Raw genomic sequence first — 15,853 nt, forward strand, 5'->3', positions numbered from 1 at the left:
GATGGACTTGAAAAGGATTAAGACTGTGTACTTCATCGGGGTAGGAGGGATTGGCATGAGTGCTATCGCCCGCTACTTCAACGGCAGAGGCGCCAAAGTATACGGCTACGATAAAACAGTAACCGAGCTGACCAGAACGCTGGCAGCAGAAGGTATTGACATACATTACGAAGCGGATGTTTCCCGAATTCCGGAAAACGTTGACTTAGTGGTTTATACGCCCGCCGTGCCTGATTCGCATGCGGAGTTGCAATACTTCCGGCAGCAGGGTACGCCCGTCCGAAAGCGGGCCGAAGTACTGGGCATTATCAGCCGCGGTATGAAGGCGATTGCGATTGCTGGCACGCACGGCAAGACGACCACGACAACGCTGACGGCTTACCTGTTGCGGCAGTGTGGCATAGACTGCACCGCCTTTCTGGGTGGGATTGCTCTGGATTTTGAGACCAACTTCGTGGAAGGGCAGTCTGAATGGGTGGTTGTGGAAGCCGACGAGTACGATCGTTCATTTCTGCACCTGAGCCCCGATATTGCGGTCGTCCTTTCAATGGACGCGGACCACCTTGATATCTACGGTGACGAGGAATCCCTGCACGAGACCGGCTTCCGGGCTTTTGCCAGGAAGCTGGAGCCGGGGGGCAGGCTGTTTTTGCAGCACCGTTGGGAAAAAGAAATGGGCGCGGTCCCGGGCTTGTCGCTCTTCGGAGTGGAAGGTGGCCGCTACCGGGCGGACAATATCCGGGTAGAAGAAGGGTACTTTACCTTCGACTACCAAAGCCCGGACCACCGGATGGAAGGCTTGCAATTGAGCTTGCCCGGGCGTCACAACGTCGAAAATGCAACGGCAGCCATTACGGTGGCCTTGCAGTTGGGCGGTCAGGAAGCAGACATCCGGCGGGCGCTGCGTAGTTTCCGGGGCATTCGCCGGCGGTTTGAATTTTTGTACCGCAGTGGGGAGCGCGCCTACATCGATGATTATGCGCACCACCCGGAAGAACTGCGTGCCGCTATTGGAGCAGCGAAAGCGCTGTTCCCGCAGGAGCAGGTTACGGGCATTTTTCAGCCGCACCTGTTCTCCCGCACCCGCGACTTTGCCGATGGGTTTGCGCGGGCACTGGAGCTGCTGGACGAAATCTGGCTGATGGACATCTACCCGGCACGCGAAGCGCCGATTCCGGGAGTGGACAGTGCCTGGCTTTTTGACAAAATAAACCACCCCCGCAAGTACCTGGTACAAGCGGATGAGGTGCTTAGCCTGTCCCGGGAGCGGCAGCCGAATGTGCTGCTCACCCTTGGAGCCGGCGATATTGATTTATTAAGAAACCCCCTGAAGGAATTCTTCGGGGAACAAGTATAACGAAATGGCTATACCGCTACTACAAAATATGGACCCTAAAACGCAGCGGACGCTCCGGCGCATCGGCTGGGCGGTCCTGTTTTTGGGTATGCTGGTCATCTATATCTCCGCAGTGGAGCAGAAAGGCGGCAGCGCTGTTAAAGACGTGATGGTCAATATTGAGCCGTTACCGGATGGCAACAGTCTCCTGGCTGATGAGGATGTGCTCGGTTCTATAGAGCGGGCATTCACTCAACCGCTGGAAGGGCAGTCACTCTCGGATATCGATATCGAGCGCCTGGAGCAGGTGCTGGAAGCCGAGCCCTTTATTCTGGATGCAGAAGCCTATGTGACGGCGGGCAATCATATTGTAATTGACATCAACCCACGGGAACCTATTCTCCGGGTGATTGATAACAACGGTTATCATTACTACCTGGACCGGGATGGGGTGCAGATGCCACTCTCGGAGCACTTTACGGCAAAGGTACTCGTGGCAACCGGGAGTCTGCCGACTTACGATGAGGATTTTCTGGAACGGAAGCGCAACCGGCTGAAAGAAGCATTCCTGTTGGCGCAGCTGATCCTCAGTGACCCGTTTCTGGCACCGCTTTCGGAGCAGATTTACTTCGACAGCCGGGGGAAAATAACGTTGGTGCCGAAGATGGGCAGTAGCCGCATCGAGTTTGGAAGCTTTGAAGACGCCCGCAGTAAGCTGCGGCGGATTAAAATATTTTATAAAGAAGTGCTGCCTTATACCGGGTGGCGCGCTTATGACGAGATCAGCGTAGCTTACGAGGACCAAGTCGTTGGCAGGAAGTAATTTGAAAACGAAAACTACAGTCAAATGATACCCATGAGTGAGACCAATGTAAACAAATCAGAAATCATTGTTGCGCTCGATATCGGGACAACAAAAATCTGTGCGATTGCGGGCCGCCGCGATCAGCATGGTAAGATCGAGGTGCTGGGATTTGGCAAAGTCGCCTCCGAAGGTGTACTGCGGGGCGTCGTGTCGAATATTGAGAAAACGGTCAAGGCGATTGCCGAAGCCGTCAACATGGCACAGCGTACGGCCGGGCAGACGTTCAAGGTCGTGCACGTCGGAATTGCCGGGCAGCATATCAAGAGCCTGCAACACCGCGGCATTCTGACTCGAGACTCCGACCATACCGAAATCAGCCGCCGGGATATTGACCGGCTGATTAGTGATATGTTTAAACTGGTTTTGCCTCCGGGCGATAAGATACTACACGTGATTCCGCAGGAATATACCGTGGACAACGAGCAGGGCATTACCGATCCAATCGGGATGTCCGGTATCCGGCTGGAAGCTAACTTCCATATCATCACCGGTCAGATTTCTGCCTCCAACAACATTCATCGTTGTGTAGAGCGTACAGGGCTGAAGGTGGCTAATATGACCCTTGAGCCTATAGCTTCAGCATCTGCCGTTTTGAGCGAAGAAGAAAAAGAAGCGGGGGTTGCCTTGGTTGATATTGGCGGAGGTACCACGGATATTACGATTTTCCAGGAAGGGATTATCCGGCATACGGCTGTCATCCCCTTTGGAGGCAATGTGATCACCAAGGATATCAAGGAAGGCTGTACGGTGATGAAGCCGCAGGCCGAGAAACTCAAGGTGAGGTTTGGTTCTGCACTGGCAGAGGAAGTTTACGACAACCGGATCATCTCCATCCCTGGTTTGCGGGGGCAGGACCACAAAGAGATTTCCGAGAAAAACCTGGCCCGCATCATTCAGGCGCGGGTGGAGGAAATTCTGGACTATGTGATCTGGGAGGTACGCCGTTCCGGTTTTGAGCGCAAGCTCATTGGCGGGATTGTGCTCACCGGTGGCGGGGCACTGCTCAACCATATCGACAAGCTTTCGGAATACCATACGGGTATGAGCACCCGGATCGGTACACCCGTTGAGCACCTGGCGCACGGATACCACGAGCAGTTGAGCAGCCCGATTTACTCTACCGGTGTTGGCTTGCTCATTAAGGGGCTCGACGATCTGGAAGCAGGCCTTATTCCTGCACAGACTGTGGAGACTAAGGATGACGAGGAGACTGTTATGGAGAAAGAGCCTGTCGGCAATTGGTATGATCACCTCTTCAAGCGTACGAAGGAGTGGTTTGAAGCTGAACCGGACAATGAGTTTTAGTGGGAGGGAACCCCACTTCACATAGAAGAGCACAACAAACGAACGCTGATACTTCAATTAACCATGTTGGGTCGGTGCAAAGCGCAGCAGGAAAACCCAGCAGAACAAAAAACAAGCAGTTATGGTATTTGATTTGCCAAAAGATGAAAGCCCGATTATAAAAGTACTGGGCGTGGGTGGCGGCGGCAGCAACGCCGTGACACACATGTTCCGGCAGGGTATCGTAGGAGTTGACTTTGCAGTTTGTAACACGGATTCACAAGCAATGGAACTCAGCCCGGTGACGACCCGCATGCAATTAGGCCCCAACCTCACCGAGGGGCGGGGCGCAGGCTCCAAACCTAATATCGGTAAGATGGCCTGTGAAGAGTCCATCGAAGCGGTCAAAGATTATCTGGAGAATAATTGCCGCATGCTTTTCATTACCGCAGGCATGGGTGGAGGTACCGGTACCGGTGCAGCACCTATTATTGCCAAAACGGCTAAAGAGATGGACATCCTGACGGTGGCTATCGTTACACTGCCATTTACCTTTGAAGGACGGCGGCGTACTTCTCAGGGTATGGAAGGCCTGGAGGAACTGAAAAAGAATGTGGATACGCTGATCATTATTTCTAATGACAAACTGCGCCAAATCCATGGCAACCTCTCCATCTCTGAGGCTTTTGCAGAAGCGGATGATATCCTGACTACTGCTGCCAAGGGCATTGCTGAGATTATCACCGTTCCTGGCTACGTCAACGTAGACTTTGAAGACGTTAACACCGTCATGAGGGAGAGTGGTGTCGCGATCATGGGCACCGCTTCTGCTGAAGGCGAAGACCGGGCTAAGCGTGCAGTCGATGACGCCTTGCATTCTCCACTCCTTGAGGATAACGACATCCGTGGTGCACAGCATATCCTGCTCAACATCACTTCCGGCACTAAGGAGGTGACGATGGACGAGATCTTCGAGATCACTGAATTCGTGCAGGAAGAAGCGGGCTATGGTACCGACCTGATTTGGGGTAACTGCTACGACGAAGACCTGGGCGAGAAGATCAGCGTGACCGTTATTGCCACGGGCTTTGAGCACAACAAGCAGAAAAAGGTAAATAAAGTTGCAGACGACAAGGTGGTGGTGGCTTTGGACGAAGACCAGCCGAAAATCAGGGAGGACCAGCCAAAAAAAAAGGGCCTGGCAGATATTGGGTATGAGCCTTCTCCCACTGTTGATCATACCGTAGAGTTTGATGATGTGCGCGAGACCATCGCCAAGTACCAAACCCGCGGTCGCTATTCTTACGATGAGCCTTATGTGAACTCAGAAGAGGAAGGAGCGCCTGATGAAGACCGGGAAATGTACCTGGACCGCGAACGCAAGCGCCGCGAACGGCTGCGCAGCAATCGCGTAAAGCTGAGCAACCCTCAGGCTATTATCGAGCTGGAGAATGAACCGGCCTACCTGCGCCGGGGCGTAGACCTGGATAATGTGCCGGACTCTAAGGAAGAGTCACATTCTACCTGGAGCATCAACGATGAAGACGAGCTCGAAGTCCGTGGAGGAAATTCCTTCCTACACGACAACGTGGACTAAGAAATCGTATTAGATACTTTTGCTTTCGTAGGCGGCTTAACTCATTAGTAGTTAAGCCGCTTTTTTTGTTTAACTTTTGATTCGAAAAACATGAACAAAAAACCTGGATTAGAGTTATACCATTGAAATAAGACACCAAGACAATGAACAACCGAAAATTAAAGCTTGCATTAACCGTAGGATTACTGAACCGGAAGCCTGGTCAGGGCAATATCCTGCAGTTGGTTAAGAGACTCATGGGCAAGTTTCGGACTGATGTAGGTGGCTTTTTGGGGTTACGTCAGCTTGAGCATCAAGTGATTAGTAACTCTTATACCCTGGATGCTTACGCACTTGACTTTGAGTACTATACGCTGAACCTGGATATTGTAAGCAATACAAGTGATAATACAGAATCAATTAATAAGCTTGAGTTTGAAGCGCTGACAGCCGCCTCAGCCGCCTAGTCCGAAACAACGCAACCGCCGCCCGGCACAATAAGCAAATGCTAAAAAAAAAGCCCCACCAGTAAATGAGCACTGGCGGGGCTTCTCTTCAAATGCGTCTGTATTTTTATCCTCCAAGTAAGATATTGCAGTATTCTTCCGGGATGATGACGTCTTCTACAATAATAGTAGCCCGGTCACCCAGATTATCCAGATTAATTTCCAGGCGATAGTCCTCCACTATGAGGACCTGGGAAGCCACTGCGATATCCATGAAATCATATGTGCGGCCAGCGTAAATAAGCCGGAAGTCGTACACTTCATTTCGGTAGAGGCGACTGGTAGAAAACTGACCGCCCCGTATCCGGGCCAAAGGCTCCCAGCGCTGGTTATTCTGCCGGAAGTAAATAGTTGCATCAGGCCGGATGATGATGTCAGGGCCAGCACCTTCGCAGAGACCGGAAAAGCGTACATCAAGCGTCAGCGGGCTGGGCGGCTGGAAGGTTTTCATATCCAGTATGGTCGTAGAGTTACAAGTGGTGGTAAACTGCGGTGAGGTATAAATCACTTGGTTTCTCTCAGATACCTGCAGGTACAGATTCCTGTTTCTGGGAATGTTGTACATGTTGATGGTTTGCCCGTTGTAGGCACGGAAGTAGCGGCTGTAGCTGAACCTGCGCCCGGTGTTGGCATCGTAAAGTTGCCCTCTGAGGTAGGGCGCTTCGTAGTAGTTGTCATAATCAGATTCTATGACCAACTGTACCGGTTCATACCACCGGCAGGAATTGTAGAAATAGTCAAAGTTCCACCAAGAGAGGTGGGTGATTTGCATGGTCGCAGTGAGGTTGCCATCAGCATCCTTTTCCACCATAGCTTCACCCTCATGCTTCCACTGCCCCGTATTGTCATCAAGGGACCAGATGGGGATGATATCGCCTTCTTTGACCTGCTGCCCGGTTTCGGGGTCAATGGTTTCAGGATTAATGCCGACCTCTACCTCAACGGGCTCGGAGAAGTCAGTGACCTCGTCATTGCCTACAAACATATCGAGGGCAACGAAACCCGCCGTCACAAACTCCACGGGGTCCATAGGGTTGCCATTTTCATCTACCACGTTGGTAGCCGTAAAGCCGCCAGGGAAGGCAGCCAAAGACGCCTCGCTGCGGTTGTCGAAATGCACAAGTTGCACTTCAATATTACCGATGAGCTCTTCTCCATCTGCATTCATAACTTTAGTGCCCTGCTTGAGTTTCACGCTGGCCTGCTCTTGTTTGCCCGTCACCATAGGGGTGGTAAAAGCCGTATCCTGCACCACGCCATCTGCATCTGAAGCCGTTGTGCCGACCTGAAGGCTAACACCTTCTGGTGGATTGTTCAGGCTGACCATATTGACAGGGATAAACTGAAAAGCAGTATCGTAGAGTACGATATTCTGAACCGTTTTTACATAGCCCGGAGCTTCGGCAATAATCGTAAGCTCGAGTGGGTCTTCTCCGGAAATGATAACTTCTTTGTCCAACCCGATTTCGAGGAAACCGGCGACGGGCTTCAGGTCTCGATTCCCATCGGTGGAGTAGATCAGGTCTTTATCAGGCCCTGCGATGGTAATGCTCAGGTTTTCGGGGGCTTCCCCTCCGGTATCAGGGTTCGCATCCCCGAAATAAAGTGAAACGGGAACCTGGAAAATATCAGTATTGAGGTTCAGGTTGACGCCGTCAACGTAGCCGTCGATCAGTTCTTCCCGCGCTTCCTGTGTACAAGTCATTAACAAAAAGACAAGACCAAGGATCGTGCTGAAGCGCAGCATAGAGGTGGATTGTTTTTTCATGTCGTGTTGATTGGATTTTCGGGATTACTGCTCGGCTTCGAGCAGGAAATTTTGTGAAATCGTTTTAGCCGCTCCTGCCGGGTCAGCCTTGAGCACCTTCTTGAAGGGTTGATAACCTGACACCGTGATGTTGAGTTCGTAAGTATCTCCGGGGTTCAGGCCGAGGGTGAATTGACCGCTGGGGTAAGGGCCGGTACGTTCCAGTGTCTTCTTACCATCGGGCAGTACCTTGTAAAGCTCGATATAGGCTTGACGGAGTGTCTCATTGGTGGCTGCATTCACAGCGGTGCCTTCCACGATCAGATAGGGTGAGGCATTAGGCGTTGCTGGCTTTGGCAGTGCGGGTTGCTCATTAGTGAGCTGCTCTTTTGGCGCTGCCTCATCTTCGGTTACAACCGGAGTATCATCGCCATCTGATTCGGAAGTGCCTTCCATGCCAGGCCTTAAGCCAAACAGGTCATTGGGCAGGTTGAACTTGTAAGCGAGTCGGAAGCCAACCGATGGATGTACCCGTACATTACTGAAGTTTTCAGAAAGGACAGGCCCGTTTTGAGCATTATCGCTTAGTAAGCCTGTGGAGTTGAATTTGATATCAGGGCGGCCCCTGAGCATCGCCCCTGCTTCCAGCGCGAAGCTGAGCCGGTTGAGCCCCAGTGAGCGGCCAAAGCCGAGCCCAAAGTAGGGGTATACCGGTGAGCCGGTGGTATAGTTTACGTTGATGGTGCCAATACGCTCAGGCGTGAGTTCATAATCATTTACGGCTACTCCTTCGGCAAATTCTCCGTTGACGTTGATGTAGTTATTGAGGTTGATCATCACCCCGCCCATCAGGCGGAAGGCTTTTTGCTCGCCCAGCGGCAATTCTGCAATCAGCCCCAGGGTGCTAAGGTCAAGGTCGGAACTCAGGATGAGGTCCTGCCCGGAAAACCCAAGTGAGGCCGCATCAAAGCTGATACCCTCTACTTCCATGCGCATCCTGTTGTAGGATATTCGAAAGTTGACGGGTTCTATAATACGCAGGGTGGCATCGACTCCGAAGAAAGCATGAGTACCGGTACTCAGACCTACGGACATGGCCGGTTGGAAAGTGGAAGCGGTGCTGGCTTCAGCGGGCGGAGCAGCTTCCTGGGCAAGTATCATGCCGACTGGGGCTGCTGTAAGGCAAAGCGCAAATACGAAAACTCGTATTCCGCTCAGAACGGGTAGTTTTATTCTCATAGTAACAAAGGGTTAAGAAATCCGGATTTGGATTTTGATTATAAACACTTGCCTTTTGAGGCAAGGAATACTCCTTTTTCTATTGCCCTTAGTGTGTAGTTTTAGCTGTGTTTGTTTTTGGGCATTGCAAAGATATACGGTATCTTTTTAAGGAGGTTGCAGTTTGGAACTCTTTTTTTCAGCGCTGTATAGGAGTGATTTTTATATATGTGCGGGGCGTTTGCTGTATTGATAAGTGTTTCGCCAGTTTGGTTGAGCGCAAAAAAAATGCCCCTCTGCAGGTGATGCTGCAGAGGGGCACGCTATGGGTTCAAAAAGTAGAACTCAAGAGGCAGTTGCCTCCGGGATGCTACTGCTTGGTAAAGCGCAGCGTCTCCAAAATACCCGCCTCACCCTGTACTTCGAGGAAGTACAAGCCGGCTGGCAAATCAGCGACATCAAGCTGGGTTTGTACCGCACCAATTGGAACCTGCTGCTGCTTCAGCGCCTGGCCCAACTGGTTACGCACTACGATTACTGTCGTGCCTTCTGCTGCATTCTCAAAGCGCAGGTTGAGTGCTCCGCGGGTTGGGTTCGGGAATAAGGTTGTGGTAAGCGCTGTGGATGCCGGTACGTCAAACGTTACCGTATTGCCCGTATTCGCTTCCGCACCACGCTTCATGCTGATGCCGGCAATGGCATCCTGCACTTCTTCAGAAAGGGTAGGGTTGAAGTTGCCCGTTACGGTCACGTTGCTGAATACGCCGGAGCCAGGATTGTTGTTAACGGAGAATACCAACATGCCGACTTCAACGCAGGCGTCCATTGGTACGTAAGCTGCATTCACAAAGGAGAAGCTGTTACCGGTGGTGCTGCTGTATCCAATGATATAATTGCCTTGGCGCACCAGGCGCAACCACTGTGGGAATGGGCGGTAGAAAGAGGTAAAGCTGCGGTTGGCATCAGTCTCGTAACGGGTGCTCCAGTATACGTTGCCGGTCAGATTGGTGAACATCGTCACCATCTTGGCACCGGCTGCTGTGCTTTCGCGGATAGCAATACCTGGGAAGCCGCCCTGACGACTTTCTATTTTAACCGTGATAGAACCGCTGCCACAAAGTTCCTGAGAAATGAAGCCGGTGTTGTCCGAGACATCTTTCAACGGGAAGTTCCGGCCCCCGCTGGTAATGGAGAATTCACCATTATTGGCATTACAAGCTCCGTAGCTGAATGCATTATCGCCCAGGCCTACATCACTGCTGCCCCATGGCGCAGGTAGTTCACCCGATTCTTCAGTCACGGTAATGTTGGCGGTGCAGCTCTGTGGCCCCTCCGGTGTGTTGACCATAACAGTCACCATAACGGTTTGCCCCAAATCGTCACAAGTCAGCGTAGCAGGGCTGATCATGCCGAGCGTGATTGCCGGGCAGGATTCCGGATTGTCTTGATTGTCGATGTTAACCACATCCGCCTCGTTAAGGTTATAAGCACCAAAGTCGAGGACTACGTCATTGTCTAAACATTCAAAAGTTGGGTCTTCGCAGCAGTCTACATCTGCATTAGCCCCACCTTTGGTATTCTGGCAGGTTTCTGTCCAGACTCCGTCAATAAGCTGCAGAGAGCCTTCCTCCGGAGTGCCGCTGCCTTCAGTCACACCTACGTTGGTACTGGCGAAGCCATTCACGGTCATGTTGCCTTCGTAGCTCAGGAGTTGGAAAATCTCACCGTTGCACTCCAAAGCGATACCATCAGGACTGCCATTTTGAAGGGAGCTGAACTCGAAATAGTAGTAGGTTATACCGCTGGCCGTGCTGCCTTCGCTAAAGTTATCAAGGGTTTCGCTATCGTAGGAGGTATTATTGCTGCCGTTGTAGAGCACCACTTCAATACCGGACAGGTCGCCTTCAAAAGCATCCGATACGGCTACTTCCACAAATTCATTGACATCTGTTCCAACGTTATCGTAGTGGAATTCGCTGATGAAGATGTCATCGGTGGTTGGGCAGGAAACACACTCGGGTACACGGAAGTAGTAAGTTGGCGTCCTGCAATCAGCATTCATCTGATCGAGCAGGTCAATTTTTGCTACTTCTCCCGGAATGTTGCCGGTGATGCTTGCCTGACCGGATCCAGATATAGGCCCATTTCCAGTACCAGAGAAGATGCCATATCCGATACTTGTTTCGGGATTAATACTTAAGTAGGAGCCTGAGGAACCGGATGCATTTGCAGATACATCAAAAAAAGAATCCCCTTCGTTAAAACCTGTACCGCATCTCAGGTTAGAGAAGGATACGTTGGTGAAGCCGCAGGTGCTACCGCCACCTCCGCCAGTACTGCCACAACCGTCAAAGGTATGAGCCCCAAAGCCATCAGCTGTATCTTGAGGGAACTCGTCCCATTCTGTAGTGTTGTCGAAAGCGTCACTGCCATCTGCATCACCGGAGGTGATATTAGATTTACGGCGGTAGGTATTGTTTGTCCCGTAATCGGTTCGAACTCCAATTTGTCCGAACACATCGAGTGTGGTTCCATCTGCCCTTAGCTCCACAGCATCATCGCCATTGAAAAAAGAAGCAGTGGACGTTTGGTCAGCTTCAAAGTCTAGCCCCTCAAAGTCGGTGCCATCGTCACAAAGGGTATAGGTTGACCCCGCTGCAATAGCGCCTGTGAGGTCAATAGTTGAAGTTGCACTAGTAGCGCCATTACCATAAATCAGAATTTGATAATTCCCTGTATTAAGATTTACAGATGAGCTGGTAGGGTTGTAAATTTCAATACATTTATTATTGCTGCCGCCTTCCATATACTCAGAAATGAACAGGTCTTCACAGCCGTCGCTTACTGGCGCTGAGGGCATCATTGGCGTACCTGCAGTAGGCGTATTATCACTGCCCAGGTTGAAGTCACTAAGTACCCAGTCGCTGGCCATATCGGTGTCTACGCCATCCGTTACCCGGCGTACGCCTGCCGGTAAGAAAGTGCCATCAGGACCAATAACCGGGGCATCAAAGTAGAAGAACTCACTACCTTCTCCATCAGTAATGGCTACCACATCCCGCCAGAATTCTCCACCGGTAATAGCCGATCCGGAAATACTGCTTGTTACCACCAAACCATAAGTGGCACTGCTGTTTTCGAGGGAATTGTTGCTAATAATTTTGTTAGGGGTTACGCTGTATTCAGTATTGACATTTGATGTTCCAATAAGATAAAACCCATTGGAACCAATGACGTCATCGGCTCCAAAGTCAAATCGGAAGTCAATCGCTCCATTATTCGATTGATCATCAGATTCCACTCCGATGACACTTAGACCAAGCAGTGGTGTGCCCGGCTCACCGTAAATTTCGACGTATTCCACATCAGCGCCATCTACGTTGGTCGTGCTGATTAGTAATTCATTGAGCACTTGTGCCTGTAGTGTTGTTCCGAACATACATAGCGCAAAGAGCATTAAGTAAATTTGTCTCATGCTGTAGTAATAGTTTTATAGATTCAGTAATTTTTTACCAATAAATCAAGAGGTCTCCGGGTGGAAGACAAGGGGGAGCTTATGATAAGTAGTAGCCTAAAATAGTCGTAAATAGAATTACGGTGCGGGGGGAGCGTGCATATTTTTTCTAATGATGCCACAAAATAAACAATTCTCAGCGATTTGCCCAATTCACGCATGTTAACTATTTGTATACTTTTCAGAAAATTTCGACTGTATGCACTTGCCGGCAAGTGTCAAATGATTTTTTTTTAGCTTAGCTGTTCGTAAAAAACAGGAAATGAGCGAGCAGACGATCCTTCCGGCTTCCCCTCCCAAGATTGGCAACCAACTGGAGTTGCTGTCTTTCCATATCCCTAAATCTGCGGGCACTTCTTTCCGCAATATGCTGCGCGATGTGTATGGGGAAGCAGCTGTACTACGTTTTGATACGCCCCTCCGTGGTGGTGGTAAATTCAGGGTGGAACAACAGCCGTATACGGGCCGTACCCTGCCCAACCGTGCCCGGGTGCTACATGGGCATTTCTCCTGGGCGCATGTAAATAACATTTTGGAGCTGCCGCCGGATATCCCCAAAATTACCTGGTTGCGCGACCCGGTGGAGCGGGTGGTGTCCAATTACTTCTACCTGTCCAAACGCCTTCGTGAGATCCTCGACGAAGAGGGACAGGGCGTGAATATCCTCAGCAAAATGGAGCGCAGCCTTACAGAATATGCGCAGGCACCGATCAATCAGAACCGGATGTCCAAGTTTTTGGAAGGGCTTGACCTGACCGATTTCCTGTTTGTTGGTATACTGGAGCATATGGAAGAAGACCTGCAGCACTTGTCGAAGCGCATGGGGTGGGTTATTGAAGAAGCCTACCAACACAATACAACGGGCAAGCGTAAACGGGAGATCTCTGCTGAAGAACGGGCTGTTATTGAAGCCTGCAATGCCGGGGACCTTGCGCTTTACCAACGGGCGCTGGAATTGCGCGGGAAAGGGCAGTGGCGGCCATGATTGAGCTGATTTCCATACATATTCCGAAGACCGGGGGCACTTCCTTCTACCGGGCATTACAAACGGCTTACGGAGAAGAGCGGGTTTCCGCTTCCTTCCGTCGGCGCGATTATCAGGCCGCGCTGAAGCAGGGTGGGCTTGCTCAGGCGTTGCCCGCGCACCTGAAAGTACTGCATGGCCACTTATACTACGGGGAGGTACAGCCTCTGCACATCCAAACCAATGCCAAAGTGATTACCTGGCTGCGTGACCCCGTTGAGCGGGTGATCTCTAACTTTTCTTTTTTCAAGCACCGCTTACTGCACCCGGAACACAACCCGGAGGTGGCGGCTGCCAACGCGCACCGCAAAAACGAGACCCTTCTGGAATACGCCGGTCTGGAAGAGAACCGCAACCGCATGTCGAAATTCATGCAGGGGCTGCACCCCAGAGATTACTTCTTTATTGGCCTGTTGGAGCATTTTGAAGCCGACTATCAGCGGTTGGGCCAGCTGCTCGATTGGCAGGATATACCGGCTTTGCCACGCCTAAATGACAACCGCCGGTTCCGGAATAAGCTCCTGCAGGGAGACCTTGCTTCCCGGCATCAACTTCAGGCGCTCAATGCAGAGGATATGGCTTTGTACGATTGGGTGCGTCAAAAACGGTCAGGAGGGTAAGCCGGCATATAGGTCAATGTACGCTTGTACGGCTTCCTGTAGCTGGAAAGGCCGGAAGGGGCGCTGCTCCCAATTGCCCTCAAAAGCCCGGTGCAGGGCTGTCGACAGGGCTTGCGCGGTCATGTTTTGCATGGGGATCCACGGGCCGCTGACTACTTCGTGGAGTGCACCGCGCCCGGAAGATACAATGGGTACGCCCATGGCAGCGGCTTCAGCGGCGACAAAGCAAAACCCTTCGCTGTAGGACGGAATGACTACGCAGGATGATGTTGCAATTTCCTGGTAAAGGGTAGCCCGGGGCAGGTCGTGCAGCAGCTGGGTCTGTTGCCGGATCTGCAGGTCATCCAATTGCTGCAACACCCAGTTGTACATCGGCTTGGGGTAAGTCGGTACGATCAGCTTGAACCGGGCTTCCGGGTGCCGGTTCAGCAAGTCCCGGGCTGCAGGCAAGAGGAGTTCGAGCCCTTTTGACATGCCGAGGCGCCCAAAGTAGGTGAAGGTAAAGGCTTTCGGTGGCTGGTGTTGGTAGGCTTCGAATACTGAATAGTCGAGGCCGTTGTAAATCCGCAGGGCTTTTCCGGCAGGTATCCCACTATCTAGCAAAGCCTGACGGGTATAGTCTGATACCCCGATAAAGTACCGGAAAGGCAACTTGAGCAGCAGTTGCTCCCAGGTGTAAAACAGGCTGCGCTGCACGAAATTGGCAAAGGGCAGCTGCCACCACAATTTCCCCCACACTTCATGAAAGGTGATGAGCACCGGTTTACGGCTCAGAGATGCCCCCAGCCAGGCAGGGAGGGCAGCGTTGTAAGAGGTGGTATGGACCACATCATAGTCTTTCGCCATCCGCCGTATGGCAGGCAAGCTTGCCATGCTAAACCAATAGCGGTTGCGGCATTTGATCCGCACGACGGATACGCCCTGTAACTCTTCCGCTTCGGGAAGATCGGGCCGGAACAGGGTCGTCACTACTGCAATTTGGTGGCCGGCTTTGGCCAGGGAAGTAGTCAGCTCATAGAATAACTTTTCGGCTCCACCGATGTAAGGATAGAAGTGCTCAAGGACAAAAAGGATTTTCACGATTGGAGGTCTTCTTTTTCGGCTTGTTGCAGGGTGATTTTACGGGCCAGCTCGGTGGTGGCCATCTGGTTTTTCTTCAGCATGAAAAATAACTTGTACTGGAAGAAGAAAATAATACCCAGGCAGAAAAAAATGATGGCATTGATATTACTCTTAATACCGAAAAAGTCGGCAATGGCTTTCGAGATCGTATCGGGAAAGAGGGCAAATACGCCAACGGAAAGCCAAAAAGTGGCTCCGAGCACTGCTTCCTGCCAGCTTGCTTTGGATTTCAGGAAACGCCGGAATAAGTTGAAGACAAAACCCAGGGATGCCAGTGGAACGATGATCTGATAGACTTCAAACTTCACGTCATTTCATTTTTGAAGGGTAAAATAGCAATTTCCAGAGCAAATCTATGGCAGTGGTAATCCCCATCAGTAAGTCCTGCCCTTTGTTCAGGGAGTAATCGGTATAGGTAACTTGTATAGGCGCCTCAGCAATGATCAGCCCTTTTTCCTCGGCCTGTACAATCATCTCACTACAATAGCCAAAGCCGTCGAGGCGCAGGCGCAGGTTGCGGATGGCGCGGTGGTTGAGCATCCGGAAGCCGGTCTGTGTATCCGAATAACTGCGCTTGCAGAAGGTGTTGGTCAGGATATTGGAAATACGGTTGTAAAAAATACGGGTAGGCGGGATGCCCGGAGAGGGAGACAGGAAACGGCTGCCCAGGACAATATCGGCATCTGTTTTCACCTGTGCTGCAACGAGGCGGTGGATATCTTCCGGATGGTGTTGCCCATCGGCATCGATTTGTACCACGTATGGCCACCCCCGCCTTCGGGCGTAAGCAAGCCCGGTTTGGGCTGCTGCACCGGCACCCCGGTTGATGGGGTGGGAGAGGACTCTCGCCCCGGCATTGCGTGCTTGCCGGGCGGTATCATCTTTGCTGCCGTCATCTATGACCAGTACATGGGGAAAACCCGTTGCAATTACTTTTGAAACGACCTGCTCAATAACAGGACCTTCGTTGTAAGCGGGAATGATGACCCATATTTGTTCCGGTGATGTCATTTCGGGGTTTTCAGCTTCAGAATAGAGGTT

General features: G+C 51.5%; 13 protein-coding genes. 7 read left to right on the forward strand and 6 right to left on the reverse strand.

Features of this window, described 5'->3' with window-relative positions; translation table 11 throughout:
• Nucleotide 1: 1 nt before the first annotated feature.
• The 5 genes from murC to RIC19_RS00390 all read left to right on the forward strand — a co-directional run bounded on the left by murC (nt 2) and on the right by RIC19_RS00390 (nt 5,528).
• Complete coding sequence (gene murC / locus RIC19_RS00370; protein ID WP_350175666.1) at nt 2-1,357, forward strand: UDP-N-acetylmuramate--L-alanine ligase; 1,356 nt, start codon at nt 2-4, stop codon at nt 1,355-1,357.
• A 28-nt stretch (nt 1,358-1,385) separates the two neighbouring features.
• Nucleotides 1,386-2,159, forward strand: a complete 774-nt coding sequence (locus RIC19_RS00375; protein WP_350175668.1) for a cell division protein FtsQ/DivIB — start codon at nt 1,386-1,388, stop codon at nt 2,157-2,159.
• A 33-nt stretch (nt 2,160-2,192) separates the two neighbouring features.
• A complete protein-coding gene (gene ftsA, locus RIC19_RS00380; RefSeq protein WP_350175799.1) occupies nt 2,193-3,506 on the forward strand; it encodes a cell division protein FtsA in 1,314 nt (437 codons plus the stop codon).
• Between the two features lie 121 nt (nt 3,507-3,627).
• Entirely contained in the window at nt 3,628-5,082 is a 1,455-nt protein-coding gene (gene ftsZ, locus RIC19_RS00385) for a cell division protein FtsZ (RefSeq protein ID WP_350175670.1), read from the forward strand.
• Between the two features lie 143 nt (nt 5,083-5,225).
• Nucleotides 5,226-5,528 (forward strand): hypothetical protein, encoded by a 303-nt coding sequence (locus RIC19_RS00390; protein WP_350175672.1) that lies wholly within the window; start codon nt 5,226-5,228, stop codon nt 5,526-5,528.
• Between the two features lie 106 nt (nt 5,529-5,634).
• Here RIC19_RS00390 and RIC19_RS00395 read toward each other — a convergent pair whose 3' ends face one another.
• The 3 genes from RIC19_RS00395 to RIC19_RS00405 form a co-directional block, all read right to left on the reverse strand.
• Complete coding sequence (locus tag RIC19_RS00395) at nt 5,635-7,335, reverse strand: hypothetical protein (protein ID WP_350175674.1); 1,701 nt, start codon at nt 7,333-7,335, stop codon at nt 5,635-5,637.
• A 24-nt stretch (nt 7,336-7,359) separates the two neighbouring features.
• Nucleotides 7,360-8,553 (reverse strand): hypothetical protein, encoded by a 1,194-nt coding sequence (locus RIC19_RS00400; protein WP_350175676.1) that lies wholly within the window; start codon nt 8,551-8,553, stop codon nt 7,360-7,362.
• A 349-nt stretch (nt 8,554-8,902) separates the two neighbouring features.
• Nucleotides 8,903-12,007: a lamin tail domain-containing protein gene (locus RIC19_RS00405; protein WP_350175678.1), complete on the reverse strand. Its 3,105-nt coding sequence runs from the start codon at nt 12,005-12,007 to the stop codon at nt 8,903-8,905.
• 301 nt (nt 12,008-12,308) lie between these two features.
• Here RIC19_RS00405 and RIC19_RS00410 point away from each other — a divergent pair, with 301 nt between their 5' ends.
• Entirely contained in the window at nt 12,309-13,031 is a 723-nt protein-coding gene (locus RIC19_RS00410; protein WP_350175680.1) for a sulfotransferase family 2 domain-containing protein, read from the forward strand.
• A complete protein-coding gene (locus RIC19_RS00415; RefSeq protein WP_350175682.1) occupies nt 13,028-13,690 on the forward strand; it encodes a sulfotransferase family 2 domain-containing protein in 663 nt (220 codons plus the stop codon). The genes RIC19_RS00410 and RIC19_RS00415 overlap by 4 nt, the downstream gene beginning before the upstream one ends.
• Here RIC19_RS00415 and RIC19_RS00420 read toward each other — a convergent pair.
• Genes RIC19_RS00420 through RIC19_RS00430 form a run of 3 tightly spaced genes read right to left on the reverse strand, consistent with a single transcriptional unit; the run spans nt 13,679 to nt 15,823 of the window.
• Nucleotides 13,679-14,770, reverse strand: a complete 1,092-nt coding sequence (locus RIC19_RS00420) for a glycosyltransferase family 4 protein (RefSeq protein WP_350175684.1) — start codon at nt 14,768-14,770, stop codon at nt 13,679-13,681. The genes RIC19_RS00415 and RIC19_RS00420 overlap by 12 nt on opposite strands.
• A complete protein-coding gene (locus tag RIC19_RS00425) occupies nt 14,767-15,120 on the reverse strand; it encodes a DUF2304 family protein (protein ID WP_350175686.1) in 354 nt (117 codons plus the stop codon). The genes RIC19_RS00420 and RIC19_RS00425 overlap by 4 nt, the downstream gene beginning before the upstream one ends.
• A 1-nt stretch (nt 15,121) precedes the next feature.
• Nucleotides 15,122-15,823: a glycosyltransferase family 2 protein gene (locus RIC19_RS00430; protein WP_350175688.1), complete on the reverse strand. Its 702-nt coding sequence runs from the start codon at nt 15,821-15,823 to the stop codon at nt 15,122-15,124.
• Between the last annotated feature and the right edge of the window lie 30 nt (nt 15,824-15,853).

It is taken from the genome of Phaeodactylibacter sp., from assembly GCF_040219495.1.
Lineage (GTDB): Bacteria > Bacteroidota > Bacteroidia > Chitinophagales > Saprospiraceae > Phaeodactylibacter.

Coding starts and splice junctions, on each gene's coding strand:
- murC (WP_350175666.1), top strand. CDS start 2: ATGGACTTGAAAAGGATTAAGACTGTGTACTTCATCGGGGTAGGAGGG.
- RIC19_RS00375 (WP_350175668.1), top strand. CDS start 1,386: ATGGACCCTAAAACGCAGCGGACGCTCCGGCGCATCGGCTGGGCGGTC.
- ftsA (WP_350175799.1), top strand. CDS start 2,193: ATGAGTGAGACCAATGTAAACAAATCAGAAATCATTGTTGCGCTCGAT.
- ftsZ (WP_350175670.1), top strand. CDS start 3,628: ATGGTATTTGATTTGCCAAAAGATGAAAGCCCGATTATAAAAGTACTG.
- RIC19_RS00390 (WP_350175672.1), top strand. CDS start 5,226: ATGAACAACCGAAAATTAAAGCTTGCATTAACCGTAGGATTACTGAAC.
- RIC19_RS00395 (WP_350175674.1), bottom strand. CDS start 7,335: ATGAAAAAACAATCCACCTCTATGCTGCGCTTCAGCACGATCCTTGGT.
- RIC19_RS00400 (WP_350175676.1), bottom strand. CDS start 8,553: ATGAGAATAAAACTACCCGTTCTGAGCGGAATACGAGTTTTCGTATTT.
- RIC19_RS00405 (WP_350175678.1), bottom strand. CDS start 12,007: ATGAGACAAATTTACTTAATGCTCTTTGCGCTATGTATGTTCGGAACA.
- RIC19_RS00410 (WP_350175680.1), top strand. CDS start 12,309: ATGAGCGAGCAGACGATCCTTCCGGCTTCCCCTCCCAAGATTGGCAAC.
- RIC19_RS00415 (WP_350175682.1), top strand. CDS start 13,028: ATGATTGAGCTGATTTCCATACATATTCCGAAGACCGGGGGCACTTCC.
- RIC19_RS00430 (WP_350175688.1), bottom strand. CDS start 15,823: ATGACATCACCGGAACAAATATGGGTCATCATTCCCGCTTACAACGAA.